The sequence below is a fragment of the Pseudoclavibacter sp. CFCC 13611 genome, assembly GCF_008831225.1.
Lineage (GTDB): Bacteria > Actinomycetota > Actinomycetes > Actinomycetales > Microbacteriaceae > Pseudoclavibacter_A.
On the sequence record NZ_WBKE01000002.1, the window covers coordinates 445,176 to 460,001 of the forward strand.

At 66.5% G+C, this 14,826-nt stretch carries 11 protein-coding genes and 1 tRNA gene; 7 read left to right on the forward strand and 5 right to left on the reverse strand.

Translation table 11 applies throughout. The annotated features are described in order from the left end of the window. Window positions 1-2 precede the first annotated feature (2 nt). Together F8O08_RS06320 and F8O08_RS06325 are read right to left on the reverse strand one after the other, a co-directional pair. Window positions 3-857, reverse strand: coding sequence for a hypothetical protein (locus F8O08_RS06320; protein ID WP_158042868.1), 855 nt, complete (start codon window positions 855-857; stop codon window positions 3-5). A gap of 616 nt (window positions 858-1,473) precedes the next feature. Then, window positions 1,474-1,547, reverse strand: a tRNA-Pro gene (locus F8O08_RS06325). 158 nt (window positions 1,548-1,705) lie between these two features. Here F8O08_RS06325 and F8O08_RS06330 point away from each other — a divergent pair. From F8O08_RS06330 to F8O08_RS06340, 3 genes are all read left to right on the forward strand, one after another. Then, entirely contained in the window at window positions 1,706-2,245 is a 540-nt protein-coding gene (locus tag F8O08_RS06330; protein ID WP_158031634.1) for an FHA domain-containing protein, read from the forward strand. After that, window positions 2,245-2,982: a MerR family transcriptional regulator gene (locus F8O08_RS06335; protein ID WP_158042869.1), complete on the forward strand. Its 738-nt coding sequence runs from the start codon at window positions 2,245-2,247 to the stop codon at window positions 2,980-2,982. The genes F8O08_RS06330 and F8O08_RS06335 overlap by 1 nt, the downstream gene beginning before the upstream one ends. Before the next feature lie 167 nt (window positions 2,983-3,149). Continuing rightward, a complete protein-coding gene (locus F8O08_RS06340; protein WP_158031866.1) occupies window positions 3,150-3,701 on the forward strand; it encodes a MerR family transcriptional regulator in 552 nt (183 codons plus the stop codon). Window positions 3,702-3,777: 76 nt separating this feature from the next. On the opposite strand, the gene F8O08_RS06345 is transcribed toward F8O08_RS06340, so the two are convergent. Beyond that, window positions 3,778-4,629, reverse strand: coding sequence for a ParA family protein (locus F8O08_RS06345; RefSeq protein ID WP_158042870.1), 852 nt, complete (start codon window positions 4,627-4,629; stop codon window positions 3,778-3,780). Between the two features lie 143 nt (window positions 4,630-4,772). Between F8O08_RS06345 and F8O08_RS06350 the strand changes: the two genes are divergently transcribed. Both F8O08_RS06350 and def read left to right on the forward strand, forming a co-directional pair. Further along, window positions 4,773-8,204: a pyruvate carboxylase gene (locus tag F8O08_RS06350; protein WP_158042871.1), complete on the forward strand. Its 3,432-nt coding sequence runs from the start codon at window positions 4,773-4,775 to the stop codon at window positions 8,202-8,204. 1 nt (window position 8,205) lies between these two features. Further along, window positions 8,206-8,697 (forward strand): peptide deformylase, encoded by a 492-nt coding sequence (def, locus tag F8O08_RS06355; protein WP_158031630.1) that lies wholly within the window; start codon window positions 8,206-8,208, stop codon window positions 8,695-8,697. A gap of 39 nt (window positions 8,698-8,736) precedes the next feature. Here the strand turns inward: def and F8O08_RS06360 are convergent, their stop codons facing one another. Beyond that, window positions 8,737-10,242: an LssY C-terminal domain-containing protein gene (locus tag F8O08_RS06360; RefSeq protein ID WP_225733612.1), complete on the reverse strand. Its 1,506-nt coding sequence runs from the start codon at window positions 10,240-10,242 to the stop codon at window positions 8,737-8,739. A gap of 118 nt (window positions 10,243-10,360) precedes the next feature. On the opposite strand from F8O08_RS06360, the gene F8O08_RS06365 reads away from it, so the two are divergent. Next, window positions 10,361-11,050: a lysophospholipid acyltransferase family protein gene (locus F8O08_RS06365; protein ID WP_158031628.1), complete on the forward strand. Its 690-nt coding sequence runs from the start codon at window positions 10,361-10,363 to the stop codon at window positions 11,048-11,050. Between the two features lie 133 nt (window positions 11,051-11,183). Beyond that, window positions 11,184-12,521, forward strand: a complete 1,338-nt coding sequence (locus tag F8O08_RS06370) for a class II 3-deoxy-7-phosphoheptulonate synthase (RefSeq protein WP_225733613.1) — start codon at window positions 11,184-11,186, stop codon at window positions 12,519-12,521. Between the two features lie 117 nt (window positions 12,522-12,638). On the opposite strand, the gene F8O08_RS06375 is transcribed toward F8O08_RS06370, so the two are convergent. Then, the gene (locus tag F8O08_RS06375) at window positions 12,639-14,804 is read right to left on the reverse strand and encodes a protein kinase domain-containing protein (RefSeq protein ID WP_158042874.1); all 2,166 of its coding nucleotides are present in this window, start codon (window positions 14,802-14,804) and stop codon (window positions 12,639-12,641) included. Window positions 14,805-14,826: the final 22 nt, after the last annotated feature.

Below are 14,826 nucleotides of genomic sequence, written 5' to 3' on the forward strand. Positions count from 1 at the left end.
CGCTACAGCGTCGGCCCGCCCCGCCCGGACCTGGTCTGGTGTCGGAGTTCCTGTACGTGCTGTTCGGCGACTGCAAGGGTCCGTGCGCGGTCGAGCACCGCGCGTGCCCTGGCCGCGTCGATATTCTGCGCGTCGTTCTCGGCGGGGGCTCCGAGAGGCGTGGTGTCGATGATGTCGTAGCGGTCTCGATAGGCGGCCACAGTGCGGGCAGCCTGCAGCCAGGCGGCTGCGGCGCGGGTTTCCTTCGGCGGGATGCCGAGGGTTGTCAGCCCTTTTGGTTCTCGGTGAGCGCGGTGTCGAGAAGCGCGACTGAGCGAGCCTCGATCAGGTCGCGTCGTTCGGTGAGCGCTTGGCGGAACTCGGCGCTCATGGTGCCGGTTACCTCGAGGATGAGCCTGGCGATCAGGCGTGGTGCCTTCCGAGCGCGCCCGGAACCAGCTGGTTTCGTCGTGGCGCGGGTGACGCGGTAGTGGAAGGACGGCAGTGATGTCGTCGGCGTCCGTGAATCCGCGGGCTCGTACGAGGCATGGCAGCAGCGTCTCAATGTCGTGGTGGTTGGCCTCGGCGCGGCGGAGTTCTGCGGCTAGGGCGCTGAAGGCGGGTGAGGTGATGGTGTCTTTGGCTTCCTCGTCGGTGAGTCCTGAGGCACGGACGAGGTGTGCCCACCTGTCGTGTTGCGCGGCGGCGGCCAGTGTTTCGTATTCGGCGGCGAGCTGTCCGATGTTGGCCCATGCTTCCTGCTCGACGCTGATGGTCTCGTGGGCGGAGAGTTCGGCGCCGACGTGTTTGTTGTAAGACCCCGAACAGCACCGATCGGGTGGTGGCTTCGGTGTTGTCTCCGGGGTGCGGGCCGTCATGGGCATCGTCGGGCTTGTCGATGGTGACGTAGGTGAGGTTCGCGTCTCGTCCTCGGGTGAGCGTGACGTACAGGTTCTCGAGGGTCATGCTCGTGTCGACCAGAACGTGCGAGGTATCGACCGTGAGGCCCTGTGCCCGGTATGAGGTGACGGCGTAGCCTAGGTCGAGGCGCCCAATGGCTTGGACGGCGGGCACGGCCAGGAAGTCGCCGACTCGTCCTTGTGTAGCTTCGTGACCAGCCAACGGTCACTATTCCTGGCCCATGAGCTGCCAGTGCGGAGGCATCGGTCGTTGCGCAGGGTGATGACCAGGTCGCCCCGCATGCCGTGCTCCCGTCGGGGGGGGGGGGGGGGACAGCTCTCGCTGTGATGGTGCTGTTGATAATGCGGTCGGCGCGCGCCCGCAGGTTCAAAGCCGGCCAGCGTGGGCACCTGACGTTGGTGAACTGGCGGTCGAGGCGTCGTAAGAGGATGGGCAAGGGGGGCGGGAGATGTGGGGCAGTCAAGAGTCATCACCCCCCCCAGATCACCTCCGAGGTGGCTGAACACGGGTTGACCGGTTAACGAGAAAACGCCCCGTACCTTGTGTTTACAAGGGCACGGGGCGTTCTGTGTGTCGGGCTGACAGGATTTGAACCTGCGACCCCTTGACCCCCAGTCAAGTGCGCTACCAAACTGCGCCACAGCCCGTCGTCCATTTCTTGGACAACCTCACCCATAATACACATGCGCACAGGTGCATCGGTACGCACATGCCTGAGAGCGCGTGAATCGGCACGACACGCCGCGCCCACACCTTTCATTGATCGACTAAAGTGGTCACCAGATTGTGTTGAGAGGAGGGATGAATGAGCGCAGACCAAGATCTGGGGCAGCAGCATCCCGAGAATGATCCCCAAGAGCCGGCCACGCGAGTGCAGCCGGTCGTGAATCTCTCGACCGAAGATGAGACCCTCACCTTCACTGGCACGTTCGCGCAGAAGCTGCTTGCGACTGGGGCGATTCAGATTGGCGTCGGCACCGAAGAGCTCGAGGCCATCGCCTCGCTGCCTGCCGGGTCGGCACTGCTGATCGTGCGCCAAGGGCCCAATGTCGGGTCACGTTTTCTGCTTGACTCCGACGTGGTGACGGTCGGCCGTCACCCGCACGCCGACATCTTCCTCGACGACGTGACCGTGTCGCGTCGTCATGCGGAGTTCCGTCGCACAGGCACCGGTGCCGCCGTCGGCTACGACGTCGTCGACCTCGGGTCGCTGAACGGCACGTACCTCAACGGCACTCGCATCGAGAGTGCACATCTCGAAGACGGCGCAGAAGTGCAGATCGGCAAGTTCCGACTCACTTACTACCCGTCACGTCGCGATCTGCTCACAGGCGAGAACGGCTGATGGGACAGGCAGCACGCAGGCACATCGACCACTCGGCGGCTGCACAGGCAGCATCCGAGTCAGTCGATGACGCTCAGAAGCTGTTGAGCATCGGCCAGGTGCTCACTCGACTGGTCTCAGAGTTTCCCGACGTCACCCCGTCGAAGCTCCGCTTTCTCGAAGAACGCGGTCTGGTCTCGCCGCAGCGCACCGAATCCGGGTACCGCAAGTTCGGCCCCGCAGACGTCGACCGTCTGCGCTTGGTGCTGAGCCTGCAGCGCGATCACTACCTGCCGCTCAAAGTCATCCGTCAGTACGTCGACGAGATCGATGCGGGGGAGTCTCCGATGCTTCCGGGTATCGCGCATCCGCTCAGCGCACTCGACCACCAGGCCGACCAGCAGGCGTACTCGCGAGCTGAGCTCATCGAGATCACACACGCCGACGCCCAGCTGGTGCGCGACGCGGTCTCGGTCGGTCTGCTGCCCACCGGGTCGCGCTTCGACCAGAAGGCTCGCGAAGTGCTGACACTGTTGGTCTCACTCAAAGAGCGCGGCATCGAACCCAGACATCTGCGAGGCGTGAAGGCCTCGACCGATCGTGAGATCGGGCTCGTCGAGGGCGCGATCAGTGGCTTTCGTCGTGATGTTCCGGAGGCTCGTGCCCAGGCGGCGAACGTCACCGCCGAGGTGGTCGAGGCCCTTGTTGACCTGAAACGCACACTACTGGAGCGAGCGGTTCAACAGCTCGACAGCTGATTCAAGTCTCACGTGAACGTTGAGACTTCGACACGCCGACGAGAAAGCCTCGTCTTCAGTCTTCGAGCGGGGTGCGGCTGGTAATGTGACTCACAGATCGCGCACAAGCTGCGGTCGTCACAGCCCCCTCGAAGGAGTCGTTCATGACTGATGAACAGCACCCAGATATGCCGGATGCGCAGCTTTCGTCAGTCGACGACCCTGAACTCTCTGACGTGCTGTTCACCGATGGCATTCCCGGGCTCGACCGAGACCGTGGTTACCGTGGTGCCGTCGCAGCGAATGCCGCCGGCATCAGCTATCGACAGCTCGATTACTGGGCCCGCACGGGCTTGGTGAAGCCCACGATTCGTGGCGCACACGGGTCTGGCACACAGCGTCTGTACGGCTTTCGCGACATCCTCACGCTCAAGCTGGTGAAGCGTCTGCTCGACACGGGCATCTCGTTGCAGCAGATCCGCGTCGCAGTCGAGCAGCTGCGCGATGCGGGCATTCAAGACATGACGCAGATCACGCTGATGAGCGACGGCGGCGGCGTGTACCTCTGCACCTCGAACGACGAGGTCATCGACTTGGTGAGTCGGGGCCAGGGGGTGTTCGGCATCGCCGTCGGCAAGGTGCTGCGTGAGGTCGAAGACAACCTGGTGACGATCGGCGCGACCGAGACGCACGTCGACGAACTCGCCGAACGCCGCCATCGCCGCCGCTCGGCCAGCTGAGCCGTCGCATCCCCGCCTCGGCGGAGAGCCAGCTCAAAACAGGGGAGCATGCGCGGCCTGCGCTGACCGCTGAGGGTCAGTGAGACTTCTTCTCAGCAGCTTTCGCGGCGGCCTTGCGTCCGGCGTGCCCGCGAGCCTGCGGGTGACCGTCGACGGCCTGCTCGAACACGTCGAACACCTGGTCGAACTGTGCGGCCATCTTCTTGCCCGACTCGCTCGGCCACGAGTGCACCGGCCGTGCCGAGCCCTGAGCCTGCTGCAGGCTGGCCCGCTCGGGCAGACGCACGTCGAGCAGCTGGCGGGGGTAGAGCTGTTCGAGCTCTGAGATGCGGAACTCATGCTCGATCGACTGTTTGCGAAAGCGGTTGACCAACACGCCGAGGGGCTTCACCGGCACCTGCTGGTCGAGGCTGAGCTCTTCCATAGCCTTGAGCGCGCGGCCCACGGCTGAGACGGCGAAGAGGCTCGGCTCGGCGATGAGCAGCACTCGGTCGCTGGCGAGCCAGGCGTTGCGTGTGAGCGAGTTCAGCGACGGCGGGCAGTCGATGATGACGACGTCATAGGCGTCTTCGAGCAGCGCGAGCGCCTCGTCGAGCTTCCAGAGATCGCGTGGGCGAGGGGCCGGCACGTCGAACTCGATGGTTCGCGGCGAGCCGACCATGACGTCGACTGACAGTGTGCGGTCTTCGGTCCAGGCGCTCGACACGATCGCGCGACGCACGACGTCGGGCGACGGGTTCTTGAGCACGTCTGCCACTGTCAGCGCCGACCCGGGGTCGACGGCCAGACCGGTGGTCAGATCTGTCTGGGGGTCGATGTCGACGACCAGGGTGCGCTTTCCGCGCGCCAGGGCCGCTGAGGCAAGACCGAGGGCGACGGTGGTCTTTCCGACCCCGCCTTTAAGAGAGCTCACACTGAGTACGTCCACGACCATCTACGCTACCCGGTAGAGCGCGACTCTGCACAACCGTCTCGGTTCTGGCCGTCGGCTGGGCGTGCGAACTGGGCGTGTGAACGGGGCGCGGCAGCACGGTACAATCGTGCAAACGACTCGCGATGTGGGGAGACCAATTGTTCAAGAAGATCCTGGTGGCCAATCGTGGAGAGATCGCCGTTCGTGCGTTCCGGGCCGCATTCGAGCTCGGTGCGAAGACGGTCGCGGTCTTCCCCTACGAAGACAGACACTCCATTCACCGGCTGAAGGCCGATGAGGCCTACCAGATCGGTGAGGCGGGGCGCCCGGTGAAGGCCTACCTCGACATCGACGAGATCATTCGCGTGGCCCTCGAATCGGGTGCAGACGCGATCTACCCGGGCTACGGCTTTCTCTCTGAGAACCCCGGGCTGGCCCGCGCCGCCGCCGAGAACGGCATCACCTTCATCGGGCCCGGTGCGGATGCGCTGGAGCTGGCCGGCGACAAAGTCAACGCCAAAGAGGCGGCGATTCGTGCGGGTGTGCCGGTGCTCGCATCGACGCACGCCAGCAGCGACCCGGATGAGCTGGTCGCGCTGGCAGACGATATCGGCTTTCCGCTGTATGCCAAGGCTCTGGCCGGTGGCGGCGGTCGCGGCATTCGCAAGGTCGACACCGCCGAAGAGCTGAAGCCCGCACTCGAACAGGCCATGAGCGAGGCCGGCAATGCGTTCGGCGACTCGCGCATGTTCCTCGAGCAGGCCGTGCTGCGCCCGCGTCACATTGAGGTGCAGGTGCTCGCCGACCACAGCGGCTACACGGTGCACCTCTTCGAGCGCGACTGCTCGGTGCAGCGCCGAAACCAGAAGGTCGTCGAGATCGCTCCGGCGCCGAACATCACCGCAGAGCTGCGCGAGCAGCTGACCACGGCGGCCATCCGATTCGCCAAAGAGATCGGCTACGTCAACGCCGGCACCTGCGAGTTCCTGGTCGAGACCGTCGGCGACCGCGCTGGCACGCCGGTCTTCATCGAGATGAACCCGCGCATCCAGGTCGAGCACACCGTGACCGAAGAGGTCACCGACGTCGACCTCGTGCAAACCCAGATGCTCATCGCGGCCGGCGCCACGCTGCCCGAGCTCGGTCTCTCGCAAGACCGCATCAGCATCCACGGGGCGGCGCTGCAGACCCGCATCACGACCGAGAACCCGGCCGAGAACTTTCGGCCCGACACCGGTCGCATCAGCACGTACCGCTCGCCGGGCGGTGCGGGCGTGCGCATCGACGGCGGCACCACTGCGGCAGGTGCGCAGGTCAGCCCCTACTTCGACTCGATGCTCGCCAAGCTCACCTGCAGGGCCCGTGACTTTCCGTCGGCCGTGCGTCGTGCCCGTCGTGCCCTCGCCGAGTTCCGCATCCGCGGAGTCTCGACGAACATCCCGTTCCTGCTGAACGTGCTCGCCGAGCCCGACTTCATCGCCGGCGATCTCAGCACGCACTTCATCGACGAACGGCCCGAGCTGTTCGACATGCGCAAGTCGAAAGACCGCGGCACCAAGCTGATCACGTGGCTCGCCAACGTGACGGTGAACAAGCCCTGGGGAGAGCGCCCCGCAGGTCTGGTCGACCCGACGCAGAAGCTGCCGCAGACCATCGACACCAAGGTCGTGCCCGACGGCGCGAAGCAGCTGCTTGACCGGGTGGGGCCGCGCGCCTTCGCCGAGGCGCTGCGCAACGACACCCAGCTGCGCGTCACCGACACCACGTTCCGCGACGCCCACCAGTCGCTGCTGGCGACGCGCGTGCGCACCAAAGATCTGCTCGAAGCCGCGCCGTACGTCGCCGCCGCGGCGCCGGGTCTGTGGTCGGTCGAGGCCTGGGGCGGTGCCACCTACGACGTCGCGCTGCGCTTCTTGGGCGAAGACCCGTGGGAGCGTCTCGACAAGCTGCGCGTCGCGCTGCCCAACATCCCGCTGCAGATGCTGCTGCGCGGTCGCAACACCGTCGGCTACACCCCGTACCCGACCAAGGTCACCGACGCGTTCATCGAAGAGGCGGTGAAGGGCGGCGTCGACGTGTTCCGCATCTTCGACGCGCTCAACGACATCAATCAGATGCGCCCGGCGATCGAGTCGGTGCTGGCGACCGGCACCGCGGTGGCCGAAGGCGCGCTGTGCTACACCGCCGACCTGCTCGACCCGCGCGAAGACCTCTACACGATCGACTACTACCTGCGTCTTGCCGAGCAGATCGTGCAGTCGGGCGCCCACGTGATCGGCATCAAAGACATGGCCGGTCTGCTGCGCCCCGAGGCCGCACGCCAGCTCGTCACCGCGCTGCGGCGCGAGTTCGATCTGCCCGTGCACCTGCACACGCATGACACGCCCGGCGGTCAGCTGGCGACGCTGCTGGCCGCCAGCGAGGCCGGTGTGGATGCGGTGGACGTCGCCGCCGCGCCGCTTGCGGGAACGACCAGCCAGCCGTCGTTCTCGGCCCTGGTCGCCGCGCTCAGCCACACCGAGCGCGACACCGGCTTCGACCTCGATGCGATCAGCGATCTCGAGCCGTACTGGGAGGCCGTGCGGCACCTGTACCGACCGTTCGAGTCGGGGCTCGACGCGCCCACCGGGCGCATCTACCGCCACCAGATTCCTGGCGGTCAGCTGACGAACCTGCGCCAGCAGGCCATCGCCCTCGGCCTGGGCACCAAGTTCGAGGTCATCGAAGACAACTACGCGGCGGCCAATCGCATCCTCGGTCGCCCGCCGAAGGTGACCCCGTCGTCGAAGGTGGTCGGCGACCTCGCTCTGCACCTTGCAGCTGTCGGTGCCGATCCCGACGACTTCGAGGCGCATCCCGAGAAGTACGACGTGCCCGACTCGGTCGTGAAGTTCATGGCCGGCGAACTCGGCGATCTGCCGGGCGGGTGGCCTGAGCCCTTCCGCTCGAAGGTGCTCGCCGGGCGCGAAGTGCACCTCACCGAGACCGAGCTCACCGAAGATCAGGAGCGCGCGCTCGAGGGCGACTCCGCGTCGCGTCGTCGTCAGCTGAACCACCTGCTGTTCCCGGGGCCGGCCGACGACTTCGAGAAGTTCCGTCAGGACTACGGCGATCTGTCGACGCTCGACACCGAAGACTATCTGTACGGCTTCGAGGCGAACAAAGAGCACGCGGCTCAGCTCGACAAGGGGCTGCGACTCTACACCGCGCTTTCGGCGATCGGCCCGGCCAACGACAAGGGCGAGCGCACCGTCATGGGCGTGCTGAACGGTCAGCTGCGACCGGTCACCGTGCGCGACGAGTCGATCAAGGTGCAGACCGAAGAGGCCGAGCGCGCCGACGTCAGCAACCCGAACCAGGTGGCCGCTCCCTTCGCGGGGGTCGTCACGCTCAAGGTCAAGCCGGGCGACACCGTCTCGGTCGGCGAGCCGGTGGCCAGCATCGAGGCCATGAAGATGGAGGCGAACATCGCCGCCGGCGCCGACGGCGTCGTCGAGCGCGTCGTCTTCGACGGGTCGCGCCAGGTCGAGCCCGGCGACCTGCTGCTGGTGATCGCCCCGAGTACGGTGACGAACGTGGCAGGGGAGTGACGTGGCGGTTCGCGACATTCGCCTCTACGGCGATCCGGTGCTGCGCCAGCCGACCGAACAGATCGACCACATCGACGAGCACGTGCGCCAGCTGGTGCAGGATCTCATCGACACAGTCAAACTGCCCGGGCGGGCCGGCGTGGCCGCGCCGCAGATCGGCGTGAGCCTTGCGGCGTTCAGCTACAACGTCGACGGCGAGGTCGGCTACCTGCTGAACCCTCGCATCGTCGAGCGTCGCGAGCCGATCGTCGAGATTCAGGAGGGCTGCCTGTCGGTGCCCGGCCTGTGGTTCGACACCCCGCGGTACAGCTGGGTGCGCGCCGAGGGCATCGACCTCGACGGCAACGCCGTGACGCTGGAGGGCGACGGGCTGATGGCCCAGGCGCTGCAGCACGAGATCGATCACCTCGGCGGCACGGTCTATCTGCACCGGCTGCAGGGCGAGACCCGGCGTGCCGCCATGCGCGAGGTGCGCGCTCAGTCCTGGTTCTGAGCGGGCCTCTGCCGCAGCACCATCAGCCGCATCGCATTCTCAGGCAGCTGCGGATGCGATGCGTGCTCTGCGTCGCTCGCGACGCGTCGTCGCGTAGGCGCGAGCGGGTCGTCCGCTCAGCGCGATCAGAATCAGGATGTTCAGAGTCACCGTCATCAGCGTCGAGAAGTCGGACAGCAGGGGCAGCCCCGCCGCATGGCTCGCGAAGGCGAGCAGCGTCGACAGCGTGGCGAAGACCAGCACGACCATGCGGGCGAAGTCAGAGCCGCGCAGCACCAGGATGGCGAGCAGCGCGGTCACTGCCGCGATGGCCAGCCCCAGCAGCACCAGCACCCAGTGCACGTCGAAGGCCTGGGGCAGCGTCGCCGCATCGACGCCGACGTCGGCGACGAGCTCATGCACGTCGGCGTCGGGCAGCAGCGCACCGCTGACCATCAGCACCAGAGACCCCAGTGCGCGCAGCATCAGCACCGCCGCACCGAACGTGATCGTCACGGGCCGACCGTGACGCCGAACCTCTTCGAGGGTCGACTGTTCGCCTGAGTCGTCGTCGAGCAGCTCGAATGCCGGCCGCTTCAGTCGTGCCGCAGCCCTTGCCGCAGCCCGTGCCGAGTGCGCAGGCACGGCATCCGCTGCACGGTCCTGACGTGCACCGGGCAGCCAGGCCGCAGCGTCAGACGCCTCGACGACACCCTGCCCGGCGAACGGTTCGACGCCGTCGTCACGCAGATCGATGATCGGCAGATCGCCGTCGGTGCGAATGGAGTCTCCGCCGCCGTTGCGGGAGTGATAGCCGGTCGAGAAGTCTCGCAGCACGTGAACGGTCACGTCGTCGTCGGCGCCGAGCACGCTCCCCACGATGTGGTCGCGCTCGATGTCGGTGTTCTCGTCGATCTTGTGCGTGACCTGCAGGGTGAACAGCGAGAGCCCGACCGCACGGTCGAAGGTGCCGGCCGCGAGCCAGTCCACGCGGCGGCCGCCGGGCAGCAGCCAGTCGGGCGGGCAGCGCCAGAATCGCACGTGATGCCGCTTGGCGGGGTTGCCCTCGACCTCCTGCTGATAGGCGAAGTCCTGCTGCCTGCCGAAGAGGAACAGCGGGCTCACGGGCGCCTCGCGATAGCTGCGTCGAGACAGCGTCGAGGTCACGATGCGGATGCTCGAGCGCAGCCCGAGGTCGTCGGCGCGCGTCCAGCCGGCCGCGTCCATGATCTGATGCAGACGCTGCTCGTCGCCCATCAGCGCCAGGTTCACGGGGTCGCCCAACAGACCGTCGCTGGTGCGGGTGCGGCCGATGAAATAGTCGGGCACGTAGATCGAAGTGAGGATGCGATGCAGTCGGGGCAGCGCGAGGTAGGCGATCAGCACCCAGAACACTATGGCGACCAGCGCACCCCACCAGCCGGTGTCGAGCGAGTCGGTGAAGAGCGTGAATGCGAGCCAGAATGTGGCCACGGCGGCGAAGACGAAGAAGAATCCGTCAAGCAGCCTGGCGATTCTGGTGCGGTTGCGCACCAGCGCGGTCGAGCGCGTGCGGAGGGTCCGCATATCCATGTTCCCCTTTCGGACTGCTGCGCACGGTTCACCGACGGGCACCGTGCCATGCGCCGTGTTGCGCCCAGACCCCCAGACTATCCCGGTAGACTGGCCCACTGGAGGTTTCACCGTGCTCTACTGGCTGCTTAAATGGGTGTTCATCGGCCCCTGGCTGCGACTGTTCTTCCGCACTGAGGTGCGCGGTCTTGAGAACATCCCCGACCGGGGGCCTGTCGTGCTCGTCGGCAATCACCTGTCTTTCATCGACTCAATCATCATGCCGCTCTTCGTGAAGCGCCCGGTGCGCTTCTTGGCGAAGAGCGAGTACTTCACCGGCAAGGGCATCAAAGGGTGGTTCACCCGGGTCATGATGAAGGGCACCGGTCAGCTGCCCATCGACCGCAGCGGCGGCAAAGCGAGCGAGGCCTCGCTCAACACCGGTCTGCGCGTGCTCTCTGAAGGTCATGTGCTGGCGCTCTATCCCGAGGGAACGAGAAGTCCGGACGGCTATCTGTACCGTGGCCGCACGGGTGCAGCCCGCACGATTCTCGCCGCAGGCTGCCCCGTCGTGCCCGTCGCAGTGCGCAACACCGACAAGATGATGCCGATCGGCGCCAAATGGCCGAAGCGCGTGCCGCTGGCCGTCATCGCCGGGCCAGCGCTCGACTTCACCCGCTTCGCGGGAATGGAAGGCGATCGATTCGTGTTGAGATCGATCACAGATGAGATAATGCACGAGCTGCAGATGATCAGCGAGCAGGAGTACCGCGACGTGTACGCGTCGAGCGTGCGCCACCGTCTCGCCGCAGCTCAGCAGTGACCCCGCGGCGACGCGGAACCGCCGACCCGACGCACCTGCATCGAGCCGACAGCACCAAATGATTGGGGAACACCACGTGAATGCCAATATCACCGACCAGCAGCCGGTCGTCAGCGACACGGTCGCACAGTCGCTGCTGGCCGAGCTCGACGCCGCAGAGCAGCTGCCTGCGAAGCAGCAGCCGTCGTGGCCTGATTCGGCTGCGCTCGCGGATGCTCGGGCGACGCTGAGTGCGCTGCCTCCGTTGGTCTTCGCTGGTGAGGCCGATGCCCTGCGCGACCGTCTGGGGGCGGCAGCCCGAGGCGAGGCATTCCTGCTGCAGGGCGGCGACTGCGCCGAGACCTTCGAGGGTGCCACCGCTGACAAGATCAAGGATCGCGTCAAGACGATCCTGCAGATGGCCATCATCCTCACCTACGGGGCTTCAGTGCCCGTCGTGAAGATGGGGCGCATGGCCGGTCAGTTCGCGAAGCCGCGCTCGAAAGACACCGAGACGCGCGGCGACGTCACACTGCCTGCGTTCCGCGGTGAGATCGTCAACGGCTATGACTTCACTCCGGAGTCACGTGAGGCAGATCCGCAGAGACTGGTGCAGGCGTACCACACCTCGGCTTCGACGCTGAACCTGATTCGAGCCTTCACCCAGGGCGGGTTCGCCGATCTGCGCGAAGTGCATCGCTGGAACCAGGGCTTCGCACGCAACCCGGCCAACTCCCGCTACGACGAGATGGCGCAAGAGATCGACCGGGCCATCAAGTTCATGGCCGCCTGCGGCGCCGACTTCGACGATCTCAAACGCGTCGACTTCTACGTGGGCCACGAGGGGCTGCTCTTCGACTACGAGCGCCCGCTCACACGCATCGACTCGCGCACCGGGCTGGTCTACGACACCTCGGCGCACTTCCAGTGGATCGGTGAGCGCACCCGCGGGCTCGACGACGCACACATCGAGTACTTCTCGAAGATTCACAATCCCATCGGCGTCAAGCTCGGCCCGACGACCGACCCCGACGACGCGCTTCGTCTGATCGACCGACTCGACCCGGATCGCATCCCCGGTCGTCTGACCTTCATCACTCGTATGGGCGCCGGCCGCATTCGCGAGGCGCTGCCGCCGCTGCTCGAGGCGGTCAAGGCGAGCGGTGCTCAGCCGCTGTGGATCACCGACCCCATGCACGGCAACGGCATCACCACCGAGACCGGCTACAAGACTCGTCGGTTCGATGACGTGGTCGACGAGGTGCGCGGCTTCTTCGAGGCTCATGCAGCAGTCGGAACCGTTCCCGGAGGCATCCACGTGGAGCTCACCGGTGATGACGTCACCGAGTGCCTGGGCGGCGTCGAACAGATCGATGAGGCCGGGCTGGCCACTCGCTACGAGTCGCTCTGCGACCCGCGTCTGAACCACCGGCAGTCTCTGGAGCTCGCGTTCCTGGTGGCCGAGGAGCTCAAGAAGTCTCACTCCGCCTGACCGACGCTGACGGGTGGGGCTCACTGCGCGTCGCACTCGTCAGTACCCGCGTCAGTGCGCCTCGTGGTTCGCGGTGCTGCTTTTGCGCTGGCTGGGACCTCGACCCTCGATGGCCAATCAGAAGGCGTCGAAGAGCGACCCGTTCATCTTCACGGTCGTGCCCTTCTTCACCGACGTGCCGGCGGCAGGGTCGGTGCCTGACACAGTGACGACGTCCCAATAGCTCTTCGTGCTCAACGGGATCGCCTGCTCGGGAAAGTTCGACGTGCCGTCGAGCCCGGCTGCGCGCAGCGTCGCACGTGCGTCGTTGAGGGTCTGTCCGCTCACATCGGGCACTGTGACCATCTCGGGGCCCTTCGAGACCACCAGACGAATCGTGTCGCCCTTGTGCACGGGCTTCTTGTCCGGCGCCGCCGAGATGACGGAGCCTGCGGGAACCGTATCGTGGAAGGCCTCGGACGAACTGACCTTGAGACCCACGTCTTGCAGATGTGTCGTCGCGTCTGCCAGTGACTGCCCTGAGACAGCCGGCACCGCACCGAGTGAGACGACCAGCCCGAGCTGCGTTCGCTCGGCCAGCTCGGTCGATGCCTTGACCATGCTGCCGTCGCTGCCCGTGACTCCGATCACCGACCCCGAATCCACCTTGTCGTCGAACTGCTCCGCGCGGTCGTCCGACACCACGAAGCCTGCCTGCGCAAGGGCGTCGTCGGCGAGATCGGCCTTCGAACCGACCACGTCGGGCAGCGCGATCATGCGCGGGCCCAGTGAGACGACGACTGAGACCGATGCGTCTTTCGGCACGCGCGAGCCCGCCGAAGGGTCGGTCCCGATCACCTGGCCTGCTGGCACGTCCAGACTGTTGGCCTGTGCCTGCGTCGAGTCGATGCCGGCATCGGCAAGCACGCGTTGAGCGTCTTCGAGGGTCGCGCCTGCCACGTTCGGCACGGTCAGGCGTGCGCCGGGGCCATCCCCGAGAAACCACCCCGCCGCGGCCAGCAGCACGGTCACCACAACGACGACTGCGGTGATCGACCACCCTCGCCGACGTCGCGTCTGCACCCGCGTGAGCACGGCGTCCACCGCATCGCGCTCAGACTCTGGATCTTCGCCGGAATCAGCGACCACTGGGGCAGCTGCGGCAGTCGATGCCTCAGGGACGACCGGTTCGTGCGCAGCGGTCGCATCGTCATCCGGCGTGTCGGCGCTGTGCCCGTCGCCACCGTCGCCGCGATCGTCAGCGCCGGCAACGGGCAGCGGCGGTGTGACGGTGGGCAGCTTGGCGATGGCGGATGTCGGAGACGGGGGAGCGGCCGAAACGGCAGGCGCGACCATGGTCGGGCGCAGCACCTCAGTGGCGTTCAGCGAGCGGTCACCGGCCGCTGCGTGTGCGAGCAGCGCGCGCAGCGCACGGTAGGAGCCGACCGGAAGAGCGAGCTCGGACTGCACACGTCGGGTCTCTTCGAAGAGATCGGTGGCGTTGGCGGGCCGATCCTGTGGGTCGGCGCGCGTCGCCCAGACCACTAAGTCGTCGAGCTCGGCAGGCAGGGTGTGCACGATCGAACTGGGCAGCGGCACTTCGTCGTTGGCATGCTGAAAGGCCACCTGGGCCGGAGCCGACCCCGTGAAGGGCTGCTCGCCCGTGAGCATCTCGAAGAGCATGATGCCGAGCGCGTAGATGTCCGAGCGTTCGTCGGCCGTGCCGCGGCGCAGCAGTTCGGGCGAGAGATACGCCACGGTGCCGATGAGCGCGGAGGTGGCCGAGGTCGAGCTCTCCACCGCTCGAGCCAGCCCGAAGTCTGCGATCTTCACCCGGCCGTCCGGGCTGAGCAGGATGTTCTCGGGCTTGAGGTCGCGATGCATGAGCCCGGCCTGGTGCGCGGCGGCGAGCCCTTCGAGCACCTGTGAGAGCACTTCGAGCGCGACCTGCGGAGTGAGTCGACCCTGCTGATGCAGCAGGTGGCGCAGCGTCTGCCCGGGAACGTACTCGAGTACGAGGTAGCAGACTCCGGCCTGCTGGCCCTGGTCGAACACGTTGACGACGTTGGGGTGCGACAGCCTCGCCGCGGCCAGCGCCTCACGGGTGAAGCGGTCACGGAACGACTCGTCTTCGGCCAGATGCAGGTGCAGCACCTTGACGGCGACCACGCGATCGAGGCGTTCGTCCCGTGCCCGGTAGACGGTCGCCATGCCGCCGCGAGCGATGCGCTCGTCCACCCGATAACGGCCGTCGAGCAGCATCCCGATGAGGGGATCTGCTGGAGGCGTGTAGTCGTCGGTCACGGCACCATCCTAGACGGCAGGC